This window comes from Clostridium sp. SHJSY1 (genome assembly GCF_031626875.1).
In the GTDB taxonomy this organism is placed as follows: Bacteria; Bacillota; Clostridia; order Clostridiales; family Clostridiaceae; genus Clostridium.
Map to the genome: position 1 here is coordinate 30,338 of NZ_JANDMF010000022.1, position 15,617 is coordinate 45,954.

Genomic DNA, 15,617 nt, shown 5'->3' on the forward strand with positions numbered 1-15,617 from the left:
GCTATGATTAATAACATGACTAGGGTTTAAATTATTAAACTATTCTCTTAATTTAAGGAACTATTTCAATTCCATCAACTATTAACTTAATATCTCTAAATGTAACATCTGCATTTCTTGCCACAAACATTCCAATATAAATATATTCAGGATCAATACTTGTAAGCTTAAAATCAAACTCTCCAGTTATTGTAGCTTCACATCCAAATCTACAAACATATCCATCTGAATTTCCTTCAATAGAAAGATTTATGTTATCTCCTTCTAAGATTGGATGTATATATTGATGTTCTGTAGGTTGGATTTGGGAATAAAACTTCATTCTTAATTGGTGCTTTTGAGTTGATTACATGTTCTGCAATCCCCTTTATTCCTAATTCTTTAATTCTTTCTGTTATTAAATATGCATTATATTTTGCTCCCCAAATATTTGTATGTGTATTGTCCACACTTACTGATTTTGATGATAACCATGCATGTAAATATATAGTTTCATCTATTCCTAATTTATCATACAGACCTTTAGTTAACAAAGTCATATCAATCACTGGTACATTAAATGTTTTTCCTAACTTTCTAATAACCTCTGAATAATCTCCACCTTCAAATTCCTCTGAAGTTTTTGTAATATGAAGATTTAAATTTTCCCACTCGCCTGTCTTTGTTCTTCTAACTATAGGTGTACATAGTATTACTTTACATCCTACAAATTCAGCTGGTTTAATATAATTTTTATATAAAGAATTTGCAAATGTGTCCTCTTCTAAATATGTTCCATTTGGATTTGTATATCTCTCTATTTCTAATTTCTCATCATTATGTCCAAACCCTACAAGTAAATAATCCCCTTTTTTCATTCCATTTAGAAGTAAATTATATTCTGCCTCAACTATAAAACTTTTAGAACTCCTTCCAGATAAAGCAATATTTTTTACAGATACTGTTTTATCAAGATAATTTTCAATCTGAGTTCCCCATCCATATCTTACATAGTAATAATTATCTTCAAAACAACTAACTGTTGAATCTCCAACAATCCATATAGTTATTTCTTTATTCATATCTTCCTCATTATCACTTTTTCCTAATGTCTCATTTTTCAAGTTAATTTCCCCCTCTTATTTTCCATGCATCATAAACTAACTATATCTATTTTTTCAATTCTTCCCTTACTAATTTTATAGGGATTACTATTAATACTAATCCAAACATCTTGTCCAGATGGATTATAAACACTTGAACCTGTAGTTGAAAACTTCAAGGATTTTACCGCATTAACATAGTCAACAATTTCAATATTAGTGGCATACCATATTTTATCATTATTCCCAATAACTTCACAGAATTTCTCAATAAATTTCCAATTATCATTTATATCAAATTCATAACTATGCCCCCATATATAAAATAGACTTAACTCATTGCTTTCTACAAACTTTTTGGCCAAATTAAAAATTTCTTTATTTCCATGATGACATGTGGTTTCCCATTCAATAAAATCATTTGGTAAATGAAATTTTTCATGTATTTTTACCGTTCTTGAATATTCTATATTTAACTGTTTTAGAGCATCTAAAACATCATTATTATAAGAGCCAAAAGGATAAGCCATTCCACGCACAGGATAACCAACAAGCTCCTCTAAATTCTTCTTATCTTCTATTATTTCATATATTACAGTGTCTTTAGGTAATTCTCCTAGGTTTGCATGAGTTAATGTGTGTATTGCTACCTCATGGTTAGCATACACTTCCTTTATTTCTTTAATAGGTATGTGAGAATGATTTACTCTTACTCCTTTTATTATTTTTTCATCCTGTTGTCCAAATGAGCCTGAGTTAAGATTAAAAGTTCCTTTTATCCCATGTCTGTTAAATATTTGTATAAGCCTTTTATCTTGAGTTACACCATCATCATAACTCATTGTAAGTGCCTTAATTTTTCCTTCTGGAAACAACATTTTTGTTTTATGAAATTTCATTATTCTGTTTAGCAAGTTCATATTTTTTATATTATGAACTTCTAAACCCTCACTTCCTTTCCACTTGCTATTCAATATATAATAGGTTATTAATCATTTATTATATAACCCAACATTATTTCCTGCCTCTGTACCTACCATATTATATGCAATTTGTTTATAATGAAAAGAATCTTTCATCAATCCCAATTCAGCCATTTTCTTAAATTGCGTTGATACTAACACTACATTTTCAGACTCTTTACAAAAATCTATTTGTGCTTTTATGATACTCATATATTGTTTTGGTAAATCTCTATGGTTCCCTATGCAAATTAGAAAACACTTTTCAATTCCATTACCAATCATTTCTTCAACTATTGCCTTAAATTTTTCCTTATATTCTAATTCAGACATATTATGATCACCATCAGTTTCACCTTGACACCAAACCATAAATTTTCTTCTTATTATATATCCATTGTTGATTAAATATTTTTTTGCTTCCTTTAATCTATTCACAGAGTCATTTAAGTAATTTCCATTAGGTTTCCATTTACTTATAGATGATCCCCCTTTAGATGCTGATATACACACTAATGGAATATCTGTAACCTTATAATAAGAGATTACAAAAGAAGAGATTAATGAACCTGTTTTCATTTCAGGTTCACTAATCCCATAATCATTATTTTCATTTACTCCAAATGGCTCAACAATATCATATAGTTTTGTTGGATCACTAATAGCTCTAAATTCATATCCATGTCCTTTAGATACCATTGGTGCTTCAAATGAATCTCCTCTTCCAGCCATATTACTTTGTCCCATAAATATAGCTAAATCTATAGTTCTATTTTGATTTTTTTTATTTTCTATATGATACTTACTATCCATTTTATTTATTCTTATCCTTTCTTATATATGATAATATAATTCATATTTAAGAATAAATCTTAAACATATTGCTTCTCTTTATTACTATTTATCAAAGTATTATTTCCCCAACATCTTTCATAATCAAATCCTGTTAGTTCTTTAACCAATACCTTAACTTCTTCTTTTACATCAGCTTTAGACCCACCACTCTTTAATCTATCAACTTCTGCTTCTAATATTTGATGATTCTCTACAGTTAATTTGAATTTGAAAGATATTACTATTCCTATTGTAATTAATATTATTGGAACTATTACATATAAAACCATTAATGAATTAATAGTAGATTGTGGTTGAGTAGTAGCATTGGATACAAATCCAGTAAATTGTAAAATTACTCCAATTAGAATTCCTTCAACTGTAGTAAATAATTCATCTATAAATGCATTAACTCCAGCATATGATCCTTCTCTTCTTTTACCTGTTACTATTTCATCTAAATCTGGTATAAATGTGTATATGAATTGTATTGAATTAACAAGTCCAGTTTTTCCAAAATTCATAGCAACAGTTAAAATTAATAGATATAATTGTGTATGTTCAGGCCTAAATACCCCAAGATATCCAAATGCTAAAAGAATTACTATTGAAGCATACCCACCTATTCTATAAGTAAATGTACCTTTGGTTTTTGCTGTTAACCATATAAAAAATGTTAAAAACATTATTCCAAATACAAACCCCACACTTTTGGAAAGAGATACTGATTTAGGCTCTAAAAGTAATACAAAAACTATAAAATAGGTATTTATCTTTCCATCCATAGATCTAAACATCTGCTCAGACATATACATTGCAAGATATTGTCTATATGCTTTTAATTGTATTGCTGATTTAAAATTAACAACTACTTTTATAAACCCTTTAATTAATGAAGGTTTCTCCCTAGTAACTACAACTGTAGATTCATCCACTGGACGTTCAAACACTGATAAATAGAAGAATACACAAGCCAAGACTTGTACACAATCATATATAATAGCTGCTATAAAAAATGTACTAGAATTATTCTGTCCAAACATACTGAATAATTTTACTAAAAACAATGATCCTGCTATACCTACTATTGCACCTGATGCTTGATTAAGTCCTGCTAATTGGGCACGCTCAGCTGAATTACTTGACATTTCAGTGGCAAAAGTTGTTTGAGAAACAGACATTAAAGGTCCTATAAATGCCATAGAAATCATTATTATGCAATAATATGCTACTGGCATATTAGGTATCCAATATAATGGAGCTGTAATTATCCTTAATGGCATGCCTATTAAAAGAAGTCCTTTTCTTCTTCCAAAGCGCTTGCCAAACTTTGTTTTATATAAATTATCACTGATATATCCAACTATTGGAGTCATTATAGTTGTTATTACTTTGCTTATAGTAAGTAATGTTGTAGCTAAAACTATGGATATACCACAGAAAGTTGTATAAAAATACATTCTCCAGGCAGTTTCTAATCCCCCAGTAGCAACTGTAAATTGATAACTTGTATATCCAATTTTATTAATCAATTTAAGCTTTTTATTAGTATTTCTTGATGATAACATATTAATTTCCTCCTTTATTTTTATAGCGCAAAGCAAATTTATAGATAAAACAAAATCAAGTTAACGTTTACAAAAATACAATATTTTTATCCTTAAATTAATTATATAGTAAAATTATTGCATTTTCTTTGCGTATTTAGACTTATATATTGCGTATATTGACCTCATATAAATCTTTCAATTTCAATAATCAGTTTTTTATTTTTTTATATAAAAAATATTACTAGGAACTAAACTTCCTAGTAATATTCTAATACTCTTTCTCTCTCTAGAAACAACCTAATCCTTTAAATTTACTCTTACAAGTTACTTTCATAAATGTTATTTTAGGAAGAGCACCATCTGATCCCCTATCTTTAGAAAGTTGATTAACATCTAAACTTTTAAAATTATCCGCAGAAATATCATCTTCAGCTAAATTCCAAGAATTATTTTTATTATTTTCTGATGAAATATTTGCTAAATCTAATGTATTATTTTTATATGAAAGATTATATTTTAAAACTTCTCTTGTTCCTGGAATATCTGTAGGATCACTTATTGTTGCACATTCAAGCATATAGAAATTTCCTTTCTTATTGTCATATGCAGTATTGTGAATCCATGTTGCTGCTTGTCCTGGTTGATGATTTGAATAAAATCCATGTGCATCATTATTAGCAGCAATACAATTTTTAACGTTATGAACTGGAGGTGTAAAATCTATTGGTTTTTTCCCCCATCCCCCAACTTTAAATCCATTAGAATCGCCACCTTGATTCATATTAAATGCCCAACATGAATCAAAGGTATTAGCACCTTTTGAATTAATACAATCATAACCATCATCACTATTGTTCCATGAGCGACATTCTTTAAATTTCACACCATCTCCATGAGCTCCAAAACCATCTATATTTCCAATTGATATACCTTCAACTCCAATATTGTTGCAAGCATCACATCTATAGCATGTTCCTGTAGCATATCCTGTAAAATAGAAACCAATTGCTTGATTATCAGAACAAGTCAACTTCTCAAACGTTATATTTTTTCCCTCAATTCTAAAGCACTCTGATTGTTTTTGCAAACCTATAGGAACACCTGTTACCTTAATTGATTGAAATTTAACATCTTTTGCATTTGATGTTATATAAAATGCACATACACGTTTTTCAGTTGTTATATTTGAAAAATCAAAAACTGGAACTTCTGAATCATATCCTCTATATGTTATTCCACTTTTATTAATTTCATTAACATAATTATAAAGTGAATTTGTATCAGCTATACTAAATTTTTTATAGATACCACCACGTATAAATACAGTGTCTCCAGATGTTGCTACCTCTTGTGCTTTTGCAATACTTGCAAATGGTTTTTTTATAGTTCCTGGATTATCATCACTGCCATCTGTTTCTATGTAATAACATTTATGAAAACAGTTAAATGATTCTGTACCAGTAGTATATGCGGATGCTGTTTTTCCCGCTATTATTGACACACCAAACAAAATTACAATAACACAGAAATACAATTTTTTAATTAAACTTTTCATATAATTTCCTCCCAAATACATTTTTTTATAAATTCTAATTTCGCATTATATATTTCTTCTCGTTATCAATTATTACGACTTATGTTACCTAAGCTTTGAAGTTATAGGAATTTTCAATTCTTTAATTTCTTGAACAACAAGTTTAGCCATTTCATTTGCACCATATTCTGAAAAATGAGTGTGATCTTCAATTCCATCATCCTCCATTGTTAGATATAGCTTTTTACATCCATCTATCCCTAAAGATTCTACAAGTTCTTTACTTTTTGATGTTAAGTCAATTAAAGGGACATTATTTTTAATAGCCACTTCTTTCATTATCCCTGGAAGATTAACACCAAAACTATTAACATGAAGAGAAGTATCTGATAGTGTTTTATTATCACTATTGAAATTTCTACGAACAGGTGGAGTTACTAATACAGGGATAGCTCCAACTTTTCTACACTCTGAAACATATGTGTTTAAATTATTACTATACTCATCTGCAGTGCTAGTTTTATCATTATGTCCAAATTGAATAAGTACATAATCATTAGGCTTTAATATTTGTTTTATATATGGAAAAAGAGTTGCTGTATTCAGAAATGTACTTGAGCTTTCTCCACAATCAGCATAATTAGCAATACATGTATGAGATTTGAAATATTGTGGAATCATCTCTCCCCATCCTGCATAAGGAGCAGCTAATCTATCACATACAGTAGAATCCCCTACCAAATATACCATTTGTGACTTCTTAGCTGCTGCAACTTTAATTCCATTTACTTTGGGTGATTGCCCCAAAAAAGTAATGTCTAATCCAGGAATACCATTTCCACCTTCTCCTGTTGGTTGAGCTTCTGGTTCTCTTACATTTATTGTGAATTTTCTCTTTAAAATGTGACCAGACCTAGTATATGTTTCTCCTATCATTGCTCTTCTTGCTTCTCCTTCCACAGACGTTGAAGCAGATGTATACTTGTCACCTAATTCTACTGTTACATCATAATTACCAGGTGGTACATCTAAATGAAATTTAATTGGATTAGTACCTTGTAATTTATTTTTTAAAGCACTATTTTCAAAGGATTTATTATAATTATTTGCTACACTAAGAGACACCTCCTCAATGTTTACATTATCATTTTCAGTAGCAAAACATTTTTCTTTCGATTTTTGTATGACTACTAATTGCAATATAATCATACAAATTAAAAAAACTTTTTTTAATTTCATAATATCCCCCTCATAATTTTCCAATATGTTGCTTTATATAAATATTGTTCTTCTCACTAAAAGACAATTTTATTAAAATGAGAAGAACAATAAAAACTTAATTACTATTATTCAACTTAAATCTTAACATGAAATACATTTATTTTATCATCATAATAGGTTTGTACTCCCTCAATGTAGCTAACAATTGCATTTATCTCCATCCACAAAAATTCTCCTGCATATAACACCGGTTCTCCATTCAACAAATTTTCTTCTCCATCAACTAATAAATGTGTTCTTCCAACTTCTGCTTTCACTATATGTCCACCACTTGTTAAAGTGAGAATATTTTTTTCTTTGTCATAAGTATAATCAAATGCTTCAGGACGTGTATTTTTTATTCGTTCTAACATTAAAAGAACTGGTCCCCAAACACTACCATTTTCATATACATTTTGCATACCATATGATAAAGTATCTACTTCATTTCCATTAACATTTACTTTAACTATCATTTTATTCTCTAACTTATATTTCTTATCATCAGCTTCATCAGTAGATTTAAATTTTTCTATAACTACTGGTGACATGTCTGAGTACTTTATATCAAGTATTTGTGGTTCCTCTATTGCAAGTGCACCAAGATTTACATTTTTACTAGAAATTATAACTTTAGATTCTGGTACGCCTTCCATTTTTGCTTTTAAAACAATATCTCCTGCATTATATGTAGAACGTACAAATACTCTATTATTTCCACACTCTGCATAAACATGACTTTTATGAATTACACTATCTTCTTTTCCATATCCATTATACTTTCCACTATTATATCCACCTAGAAATTCGCCTTCTCCACTAATTTCAAAATCAATTCTTTCAAAACATAAAGGACATACTTCTCCTTTTTCATCAAGTACTTCTACATCAAAATATGCAATATCTGCTCCATCTGCTATAAGCCCTTTACTACATGTATGAGGCATTAACTTAATTGAAGCAGGTTTTAAGGCTGTATCAATTCTATCCTCTGCTACCAATTTACCATTGTAATCATAACCTTTTGCTAAAATATATCCTGACTTTGTAACATCAATATGATCAAATGGAAAAATAAATGTGTTTAATGGGTTATCGCAACTTCCTATTAAATTATTATTAATATATAACTCAATTTTTCCAACTGAATAACTACCTACAACATACACTGTTTTATCCTTTGGATTTCTATAACCAAAATCTCCTGACTTCTTCCATATAACTCCATTAAATTTCTTTTTACTATATCGATAATTAATTCCATCTTCTTTAGGGTAATTCCAATGACCAATTATTTTCACCAATGGTTCAGCTGACTGCATTGTTTGAAAAACATCAAAACTTTGCTTTTTAATACGTACAGGATCTACTCGTCCACTCATACGTGCATTTTCGCTCCCTGCTTGTCTACCATGTTGTGCTGAGTCGGTCCAACAAAGAGCTGCTGCTGATGAATATAAATTTTTCTTAGAAGCACCACCAATTCTATTATTAAAAAATTCACTATATCCTTTTGCAGATACAATAGCAAAATCTTCAGCTGTTAAATCATGACAATCTCCACCATTTTGCTTTTTTCCACTTCTTCCAAGCCAACGATTATCATAATCAAAATCTGGTAAAGAAAAATCATCCCAAACCCTTCTTGGCGATTCTTCTCTAAGATACTCTGTTTCAGTAATTGCCATTTTTTCTGATTGGAAACGAGCTGCATGACGATTAAGCATAGTTCCTACATATTCTGCTTCAGAAACAACATCTTCAGTAGATAAAGTTCTACATCCCATATATCGACCACCATTTTGATCTAACTCTTCCTTTAATAATCTCATCTCTTTCATATGTTCTTTTCCTATTGCATTATTCCCAGCTTCCCAAAAAAATATAGATGGATTATTTCTAAAATATATAATAATATCTCTCATAAGCTCTACACGCTGATCCCATTGTCTGCCATGACTTTCACGTTCTTTATCTCCTGCTGGTTGTGTGCATACAATACCATATCTATCACAAGATTGAATATCTGCTGGACAAGCTGCAACATGCATCCATCTAATATGATTTGCATTACTTTCACGAATTAACTTTGCATCCATATCTTTAAGCCAATTAGGAGCAACTCCTATAGCAGCCCATTCATTTGTTGAACGTTGAGCATATCCTGTAAGCCATGTTTTTATATCATTAATCATTATTCCTTTAGATGAATCATATGATACTTTTCTAAAGCCAGTTGTAATTTTTACTGTGTCTAAAATTTCTCCATCAACTAAAAGATTTATATATACTTTATATAAATAGGGATCTTCAGTGCTCCAAAAGCGCAAATTTTCTATTTTATCAAAACTTGTTACTTTAGTAACTAGAAGAGATTCTGTTTTTATCTTACCTACTTCCATTTCATCATTTATTGGTACATAATGTTTACTGTTACTTTCCTTAATATAAGCATCTTCAGATACAATTGACAATGGTAAAGTTTTAGGTAGTGTAATAGAATCTACTACTAATGCTTCAGAATTAATGGTTCCTACAACCTCACACTTATGATTTACTATAACTGTTTCTATAACTACTGACTGCTTCTTGTTTGTTTCATTACGTATTTCTGCTTCAACATGAATTTCTGCACTTTTTTCTGCTATATTATATTTTTTCCCATAAATATAAACACCTTTTGTTTGTAAGTTACTATAAATAGGTAATGTTATATAAACTTTTGGTTTAATATGCAATCTAATATTTTTTGTTAAGCCTCCAACAGATGGATTAAAGTCATTACAATTCCACTGATAGGCTAGCCCTTGTTGCTCCTTTGGAATCTCATCCCAATTTTTTTGAGACGCTATATAAGAACCTGGTATTACATCTGGCTTATTTGGTGTTTCAGCCATAAAAATATTTAAATTTCTCGATGCTGTATTATCTGTTGCTATAGCGATTAAGTTATCGCTTTCATACTCAACATAATTTGTAAGATCAAAAGCAAAAGGAGCTACTCCAGCTTCATAATACCCTGCCATCTTTTCATTTATGTATAAATAGCAAGATTGTCGAATCCCTTCAAACTCAATTAACACTTTTTTGCCTGAATGTTCATTAGGTATTTTGAACCATTTTCTATAAAATGCAAAGGTTCTTTTTTGTCCACTCCCAGCATCCTCAATACGATTAACAAACAAATCTTCATCATTATATGTATGAGGCACGCTCACTTCTTTCCATTCATTTTCTTCATATTCTTTCTCATAAAAATAATGTCCATTTAAATCTTTGTTATTATCCAATGCAAGTTTTAATGGAAAAGCATTTGCTAATTTAAATTTCCATTCATAATTAAAATTATATACTTTTGACTGACTTCTTTGGATTTGATATTTCATTTAAATTACTCCTTTAAATAGAATTTTTCAAGTTTTAAGCTTTATAGCAATTAAGCAACTTACTTATAATTGATTATTTTCTATTTAAAGTATATAATAACATTATTGGAATTTCTTTGCATATTTAGACCTATATATTGCGTATATCGACTATTAGGAGGAGTATCATGCCTGAAAAAATATTTGCATTAAGAAACCTATCTAGCGTTGTTAAACCTGACCATTTTCATTTACATAATTCTTTTGAACTTTATCTTTTTCTTCAAGGTGATGTTAATTATTTTGTAGAAAAATCCATATATCATTTAACAAGAGGAACTTTATTAATGTTTACTAACAACGAAATTCATATGGCTGCTAATCTTTCATCAAAAACATATGAACGCATTGTTATTTCCTTTCCTCCTGAAATAGCAAAAGATTTTTCTACTGAACATACTAATTTACTTTCATGTTTCTTGAATAGAAAAAAGGGCGAAAATAATGCTATTTTATTATCTAAGAAACAATTGAATATTTACTTAGCACTTGCCACGAAGCTGATAGAAAATTCTCATTATGAAAATTATGGAGATGATGTTTTAGCTACAACTTACTTAATACAGATGTTAATTTTCATTAATAAAATTTATAAACATGATGAAATTTTATTAGAGCAATATCCTTTATCAGAAAAATTACAGGATATTTTAAAGTTTATAGATAATCACTTAACTGAAGATTTATCTTTAAATATTATTAGTGAGTATTTTTCTTTAAATAAATCATACCTTGGAAGGTTATTTAAAAAAGAAACTGGAAGTACTATTTATAATTTAATTCTTTTAAAAAGGATTACTTTAGCTAAACAACTATTGTCTGAGGGTAAAAATGTTTCTGAAGCTTGTTTCTTATCTGGATTTAATGATTATTCCAATTTCATTCGAACTTTTAAACAAATTACAGGTTATTCACCAACTAAATATAACAAATTACATTTATAAAACACCTAAATCATTCTATTTTTTAACATAAAAAAATCATCAATATTCTAAAATTTCATATTTCACTACTAACTTTTTATAACAATTTTCACCTTTACGATAACATGCCCCACTAGAAAATTTTGATGTTTTATTTCCTAGCTTCATTTGATATTTATTTACAAAACCAAATGGTTTTAGCACAAATGCAATCCATGCTCCAAAACTTCTTTTCCACTGATCTTCTATATTATTTTCTCCAAAGTGTTCTTCAACCAAATCTAATACTCCCAAAACTGCAGGTTTATTATATTCAATAGCATTGATCATCTTTGCAATACTCTCTGGATTAAAAACTTGTTTATAAATTTTTTTAGTTGCTTCATCCTTCAAATATGAATATTTTTTATTTTTTTCAAAAAACTTTTCATAAGCTTTTTCAAAATCGTGCATATTTACCTACTCCTAACTATATTTCTTTTAATAAAACTTTATTTAGCAAATTGACTGTTATATATATCACTATACAGTCCATTTCTTTTAAGCAATTCATCATGACTTCCTTGCTCCACTATATTTCCTTTATCCATAACTAATATCTTGTCTGCATTTTTTATGGTAGATAATCTATGAGCTATTATAAAACTAGTTCTACCCTTCATTAAATTATCCATTGCATTCTGTATTTCCATCTCTGTTCTTGTGTCTACACTTGAAGTTGCTTCATCAAGTATTAAAATGGATGGTTCACCTAAAATTGCACGAGCAATACATAAAAGTTGCTTTTGACCTTGAGACACAGAAGAATCTTCATCATTTAAAACTGTCCCATACCCATTAGGAAGAGCTTTAATAAAGTGATCAATCTTAGCAAGCTTTGCAGCATTCTCCACTTCTGAATATTTTGTTTTATCTTTGCTATATGAAATATTTTCTTTAATGGTACCATCAAATAACCAAGAATCTTGCAACACCATTCCAAATAAAGATCGTAAATGTGATCTTTCTATTTCTGTTATATCAATGCCATCTATTTTAATTTTTCCACTACTTAATTCATAGAATCTCATAAGAAGATTTATTAAGGTAGTCTTTCCAGCTCCAGTTGGGCCAACTATAGCTACTTTTTCACCTGCCTTTACATTTAAATTCATTCCTGTAATTAAAAGATTTTCATCATATCCAAACTTTACATCTTCAAAACTTATATTTCCCTTTGGATTTGATATTGTTTTATAATCCAAATTAATTGCTTTTTCCTCTTCTTCATCTAAAATTTCAAATACGCGTTCAGCTGAAGCAATAGCAGCCTGCATTGTATTTATTGTGTATGCAGCTTCAGTTAAAGGTTCTGATGCTTGGTCTAAATACTGAAAGAAAGCTTGTATTATTCCTATTGATAATTTTCCTTGAATAACAAATATGGCTCCAAGAGCTGCTATTAAAACATATCCCATTTGATTCATAAGACGAATTAATGGATTTATAGCATATGTAATGAATTGAGCTTTTTTTTCATTTAAATATAATTTATTATTAGATTTTTCTATAGTATTAATCAATTCATCTTCTAGATTAAATGTCTTTACAACCATTTGCCCAGTAAAATATTCTTCTATTTGTCCATTAAATACGCCTAATGATTCTTGTCTGTTTGTAAAATAGTTAAAGCTCTTTTTGCCAACAATTAAAGTAACTACAACTCCCATAATAATAGTTACAATAGCAATAAGTCCTAACATCCAACTTATAGAAAACATAAGTATAACCGATCCTATAATTGTAAATACTGCTGTAATAAACTGCATTAATCCTGTTTGTAAAGATTCAGCTACTTTTTCTAAATCATTTGATACCCTACTTAAAATCTCACCCTTCTTATTAGTATCATAATATCTTAAAGGAACTTTTGTGAGCTTATCACTTATTTTCTCTCTTATATTTAATACTAATGTTTGAGATACAGTTGCCATTACATACTGTTGAATATAATTAGACAATGAAGATATTACATATATAATAAGCAGTAACAACGAAAGTTTTTTTATAATATCAAAGTCTATATAAAAATAACCATTAGTAGATATATTTTTTATTCCTTCAACAATAGTATTTATAGCTTTGCTAAAAATTAATGGTGCAGTCATTGTAAATATTAAGCTTATGATAGCAAAAAATATTACTATGATAAATTTCTGCTTTTGATTAAGGAGTAATTTGATTAATCTCTTAACTGTTTTCTTTGTATTCTTAGCTTTTTCTATTGACATCTCACTATTTAAAGATGTCATGTCTTTTGCATTTTCTTCTTGCATCATAATAACTCCTCCTCACTCAATTGAGTTTCTGCTATTTTCATATAAATAGAACAACTTCTTAGAAGTTCTTGATGTGTTCCTATTCCAACTATATTACCTTCATCTAGAACTATAATTTGATCTGCACCCATAATTGTACTAATTCTTTGGGCAATTATTATAAGAATTGAGTCTTTTAACCCTTCTTTCATAGCAGTCCTTACTTTAGAATCTGTTTTGTAATCCAAAGCAGAAAAACTATCATCAAAAATATATATATCACTTTCCTTAACTAAGGCTCTAGCTATACATAATCTTTGCTTTTGTCCACCTGAAAAATTACTTCCACCTTGTGCTACCAATGTGTTGTAGCCTGATTTTTCACAACAAACAAACTCATCTGCCTGTGCTATTTTAGCAGCATATATTAATTCCCCTATAGTTGCATCCTTTTTTCCCTGTCTTAAATTATCAGCTATAGTCCCACTAAATAGAAAAGCTTTTTGAGGAGAAAAACTTACCATATCTCTCAAGATATTTTGTGAAAACTCATTTATATTAATATCTCCATTAATTAAGATTTCTCCCTCTTGTACTTCATGTAATCTTGATATTAATTTAGCTAATGTGCTTTTGCCAGAGCCAGTTGCCCCTATAATTGCAGTAGTTTTACCTTTTTCACATGTAAAGCTAAGATTTTTAAGAACAGACTCTTGAGCATCCTTATATGAAAAAGTAACATTTTTAAATTCTAAAGATTCTATTCTATTAGGTTTGATTACTGTAACCATTTCATCTATTATTTCAGGAGCATATTCCATAACTTCTAAAATACGTCTTGAACAAGCACTTGCACGTGGAATATTAATTAATACCATCATAGCCATTACTAGATAGAATAATATTATTATTGAATATTCAACAATAGCCATAATGTCTCCAACTAACATATGCCCACTTTCTATTCTTATAGATCCAAACCATAAAATGCTAACTGCCGAAATATTCATCATAACTATTATTAATGGCATTGCAATAGCAAATATTTTATTCATTTTTATGTTAGTGTTTGCATAATTTTTGAATGTTTGATTCATTATTTTCTTTTCATGATTTTCACGATTAAAAGCACGTATTATCCTTATCCCTGAAATATACTGCCTAACTTTTGAATTAATTTTATCTAACTGTATCTGCAAATTTAAAGATAAATTTATAACTTTTTTACTTATAATCACACTAAATATTAAAACTGATATTCCTGTTATCATGATTATTAACGCCATATAAGGATCTTTAGAAAATGCTAAAAACATCCCTATTGCAACTATAAATGGAACTGGAATTATCATTTCTAATGCCATATTTATTGTATTTTCAATTTGATTAGCATCACTTGTACACCTTGTAATTAATGATGAAGTTGAAAAATGCTTAAAATCCTGCACAGATAATTTTTGTGCATGTGAAAATAATTTATTTCGAATATCTCTAGCAATTGAAGTCGATACTTCTGCTGAAAAATAAGTGGAAAGTATTGCAAGAATGCCTGTACATAAAGCAATAACTATCATTATTCCTCCAGTTTTTAATACATAAGATATATCTCCTTTTATAACTCCATTATTAACTATGTCTGCAACTAAAGTAGGAATATATAGTATACCTATAGTTTTCATTACTATAATTACTATTAATGAAATTAAAAGTATCTTATTAACTTTAATATGTTTGAACAACTTTAACATCA

General features: G+C 28.8%; 12 protein-coding genes. 1 reads left to right on the forward strand and 11 read right to left on the reverse strand.

Annotation, left to right across the window (positions count from 1 at the left end):
• Positions 1-52: 52 nt before the first annotated feature.
• The 8 genes from NNC19_RS11470 to NNC19_RS11505 form a co-directional block, all read right to left on the reverse strand.
• Positions 53-322, reverse strand: a complete 270-nt coding sequence (locus NNC19_RS11470; protein WP_310938792.1) for a hypothetical protein — start codon at positions 320-322, stop codon at positions 53-55.
• Positions 255-1,103, reverse strand: coding sequence for an SGNH/GDSL hydrolase family protein (locus tag NNC19_RS11475; protein ID WP_310938793.1), 849 nt, complete (start codon positions 1,101-1,103; stop codon positions 255-257). Before NNC19_RS11475 ends, NNC19_RS11470 begins: the two co-directional genes overlap by 68 nt.
• A gap of 29 nt (positions 1,104-1,132) precedes the next feature.
• Positions 1,133-2,002 (reverse strand): polysaccharide deacetylase family protein, encoded by an 870-nt coding sequence (locus NNC19_RS11480; RefSeq protein WP_310938794.1) that lies wholly within the window; start codon positions 2,000-2,002, stop codon positions 1,133-1,135.
• 72 nt (positions 2,003-2,074) lie between these two features.
• The gene (locus NNC19_RS11485; protein WP_310938795.1) at positions 2,075-2,857 is read right to left on the reverse strand and encodes a sialate O-acetylesterase; all 783 of its coding nucleotides are present in this window, start codon (positions 2,855-2,857) and stop codon (positions 2,075-2,077) included.
• 59 nt (positions 2,858-2,916) lie between these two features.
• A complete protein-coding gene (locus NNC19_RS11490) occupies positions 2,917-4,446 on the reverse strand; it encodes an MFS transporter (RefSeq protein WP_310938796.1) in 1,530 nt (509 codons plus the stop codon).
• A gap of 268 nt (positions 4,447-4,714) precedes the next feature.
• On the reverse strand, positions 4,715-5,983 hold the full coding sequence (locus NNC19_RS11495; RefSeq protein ID WP_310938797.1) for a right-handed parallel beta-helix repeat-containing protein: 1,269 nt from the start codon (positions 5,981-5,983) through the stop codon (positions 4,715-4,717).
• A gap of 84 nt (positions 5,984-6,067) precedes the next feature.
• Positions 6,068-7,201, reverse strand: a complete 1,134-nt coding sequence (locus NNC19_RS11500; RefSeq protein ID WP_310938798.1) for a rhamnogalacturonan acetylesterase — start codon at positions 7,199-7,201, stop codon at positions 6,068-6,070.
• Between the two features lie 116 nt (positions 7,202-7,317).
• Positions 7,318-10,608, reverse strand: a complete 3,291-nt coding sequence (locus NNC19_RS11505; protein WP_310938799.1) for a sugar-binding domain-containing protein — start codon at positions 10,606-10,608, stop codon at positions 7,318-7,320.
• A 167-nt stretch (positions 10,609-10,775) separates the two neighbouring features.
• Between NNC19_RS11505 and NNC19_RS11510 the strand changes: the two genes are divergently transcribed.
• Positions 10,776-11,591 (forward strand): AraC family transcriptional regulator, encoded by an 816-nt coding sequence (locus tag NNC19_RS11510; RefSeq protein WP_310938800.1) that lies wholly within the window; start codon positions 10,776-10,778, stop codon positions 11,589-11,591.
• A 39-nt stretch (positions 11,592-11,630) separates the two neighbouring features.
• Here NNC19_RS11510 and NNC19_RS11515 read toward each other — a convergent pair whose 3' ends face one another.
• From NNC19_RS11515 to NNC19_RS11525, 3 genes are read right to left on the reverse strand one after another with little or no spacing between them, the layout of a single operon-like run.
• Entirely contained in the window at positions 11,631-12,023 is a 393-nt protein-coding gene (locus NNC19_RS11515) for a hypothetical protein (protein WP_310938801.1), read from the reverse strand.
• A 38-nt stretch (positions 12,024-12,061) separates the two neighbouring features.
• The gene (locus NNC19_RS11520; RefSeq protein WP_310938835.1) at positions 12,062-13,885 is read right to left on the reverse strand and encodes an ABC transporter ATP-binding protein; all 1,824 of its coding nucleotides are present in this window, start codon (positions 13,883-13,885) and stop codon (positions 12,062-12,064) included.
• On the reverse strand, positions 13,885-15,615 hold the full coding sequence (locus tag NNC19_RS11525; protein ID WP_310938802.1) for an ABC transporter ATP-binding protein: 1,731 nt from the start codon (positions 15,613-15,615) through the stop codon (positions 13,885-13,887). Before NNC19_RS11525 ends, NNC19_RS11520 begins: the two co-directional genes overlap by 1 nt.
• Positions 15,616-15,617 lie beyond the last annotated feature (2 nt).

Excerpts from the sequence above, each read along its gene's own strand:
- NNC19_RS11480 (WP_310938794.1), bottom strand. The coding sequence starts at position 2,002 with ATGAACTTGCTAAACAGAATAATGAAATTTCATAAAACAAAAATGTTG.
- NNC19_RS11470 (WP_310938792.1), bottom strand. The coding sequence starts at position 322 with ATGAAGTTTTATTCCCAAATCCAACCTACAGAACATCAATATATACAT.
- NNC19_RS11525 (WP_310938802.1), bottom strand. The coding sequence starts at position 15,615 with ATGTTAAAGTTGTTCAAACATATTAAAGTTAATAAGATACTTTTAATT.
- NNC19_RS11510 (WP_310938800.1), top strand. The coding sequence starts at position 10,776 with ATGCCTGAAAAAATATTTGCATTAAGAAACCTATCTAGCGTTGTTAAA.
- NNC19_RS11495 (WP_310938797.1), bottom strand. The coding sequence starts at position 5,983 with ATGAAAAGTTTAATTAAAAAATTGTATTTCTGTGTTATTGTAATTTTG.
- NNC19_RS11505 (WP_310938799.1), bottom strand. The coding sequence starts at position 10,608 with ATGAAATATCAAATCCAAAGAAGTCAGTCAAAAGTATATAATTTTAAT.
- NNC19_RS11485 (WP_310938795.1), bottom strand. The coding sequence starts at position 2,857 with ATGGATAGTAAGTATCATATAGAAAATAAAAAAAATCAAAATAGAACT.
- NNC19_RS11490 (WP_310938796.1), bottom strand. The coding sequence starts at position 4,446 with ATGTTATCATCAAGAAATACTAATAAAAAGCTTAAATTGATTAATAAA.
- NNC19_RS11520 (WP_310938835.1), bottom strand. The coding sequence starts at position 13,885 with ATGCAAGAAGAAAATGCAAAAGACATGACATCTTTAAATAGTGAGATG.
- NNC19_RS11515 (WP_310938801.1), bottom strand. The coding sequence starts at position 12,023 with ATGCACGATTTTGAAAAAGCTTATGAAAAGTTTTTTGAAAAAAATAAA.
- NNC19_RS11500 (WP_310938798.1), bottom strand. The coding sequence starts at position 7,201 with ATGAAATTAAAAAAAGTTTTTTTAATTTGTATGATTATATTGCAATTA.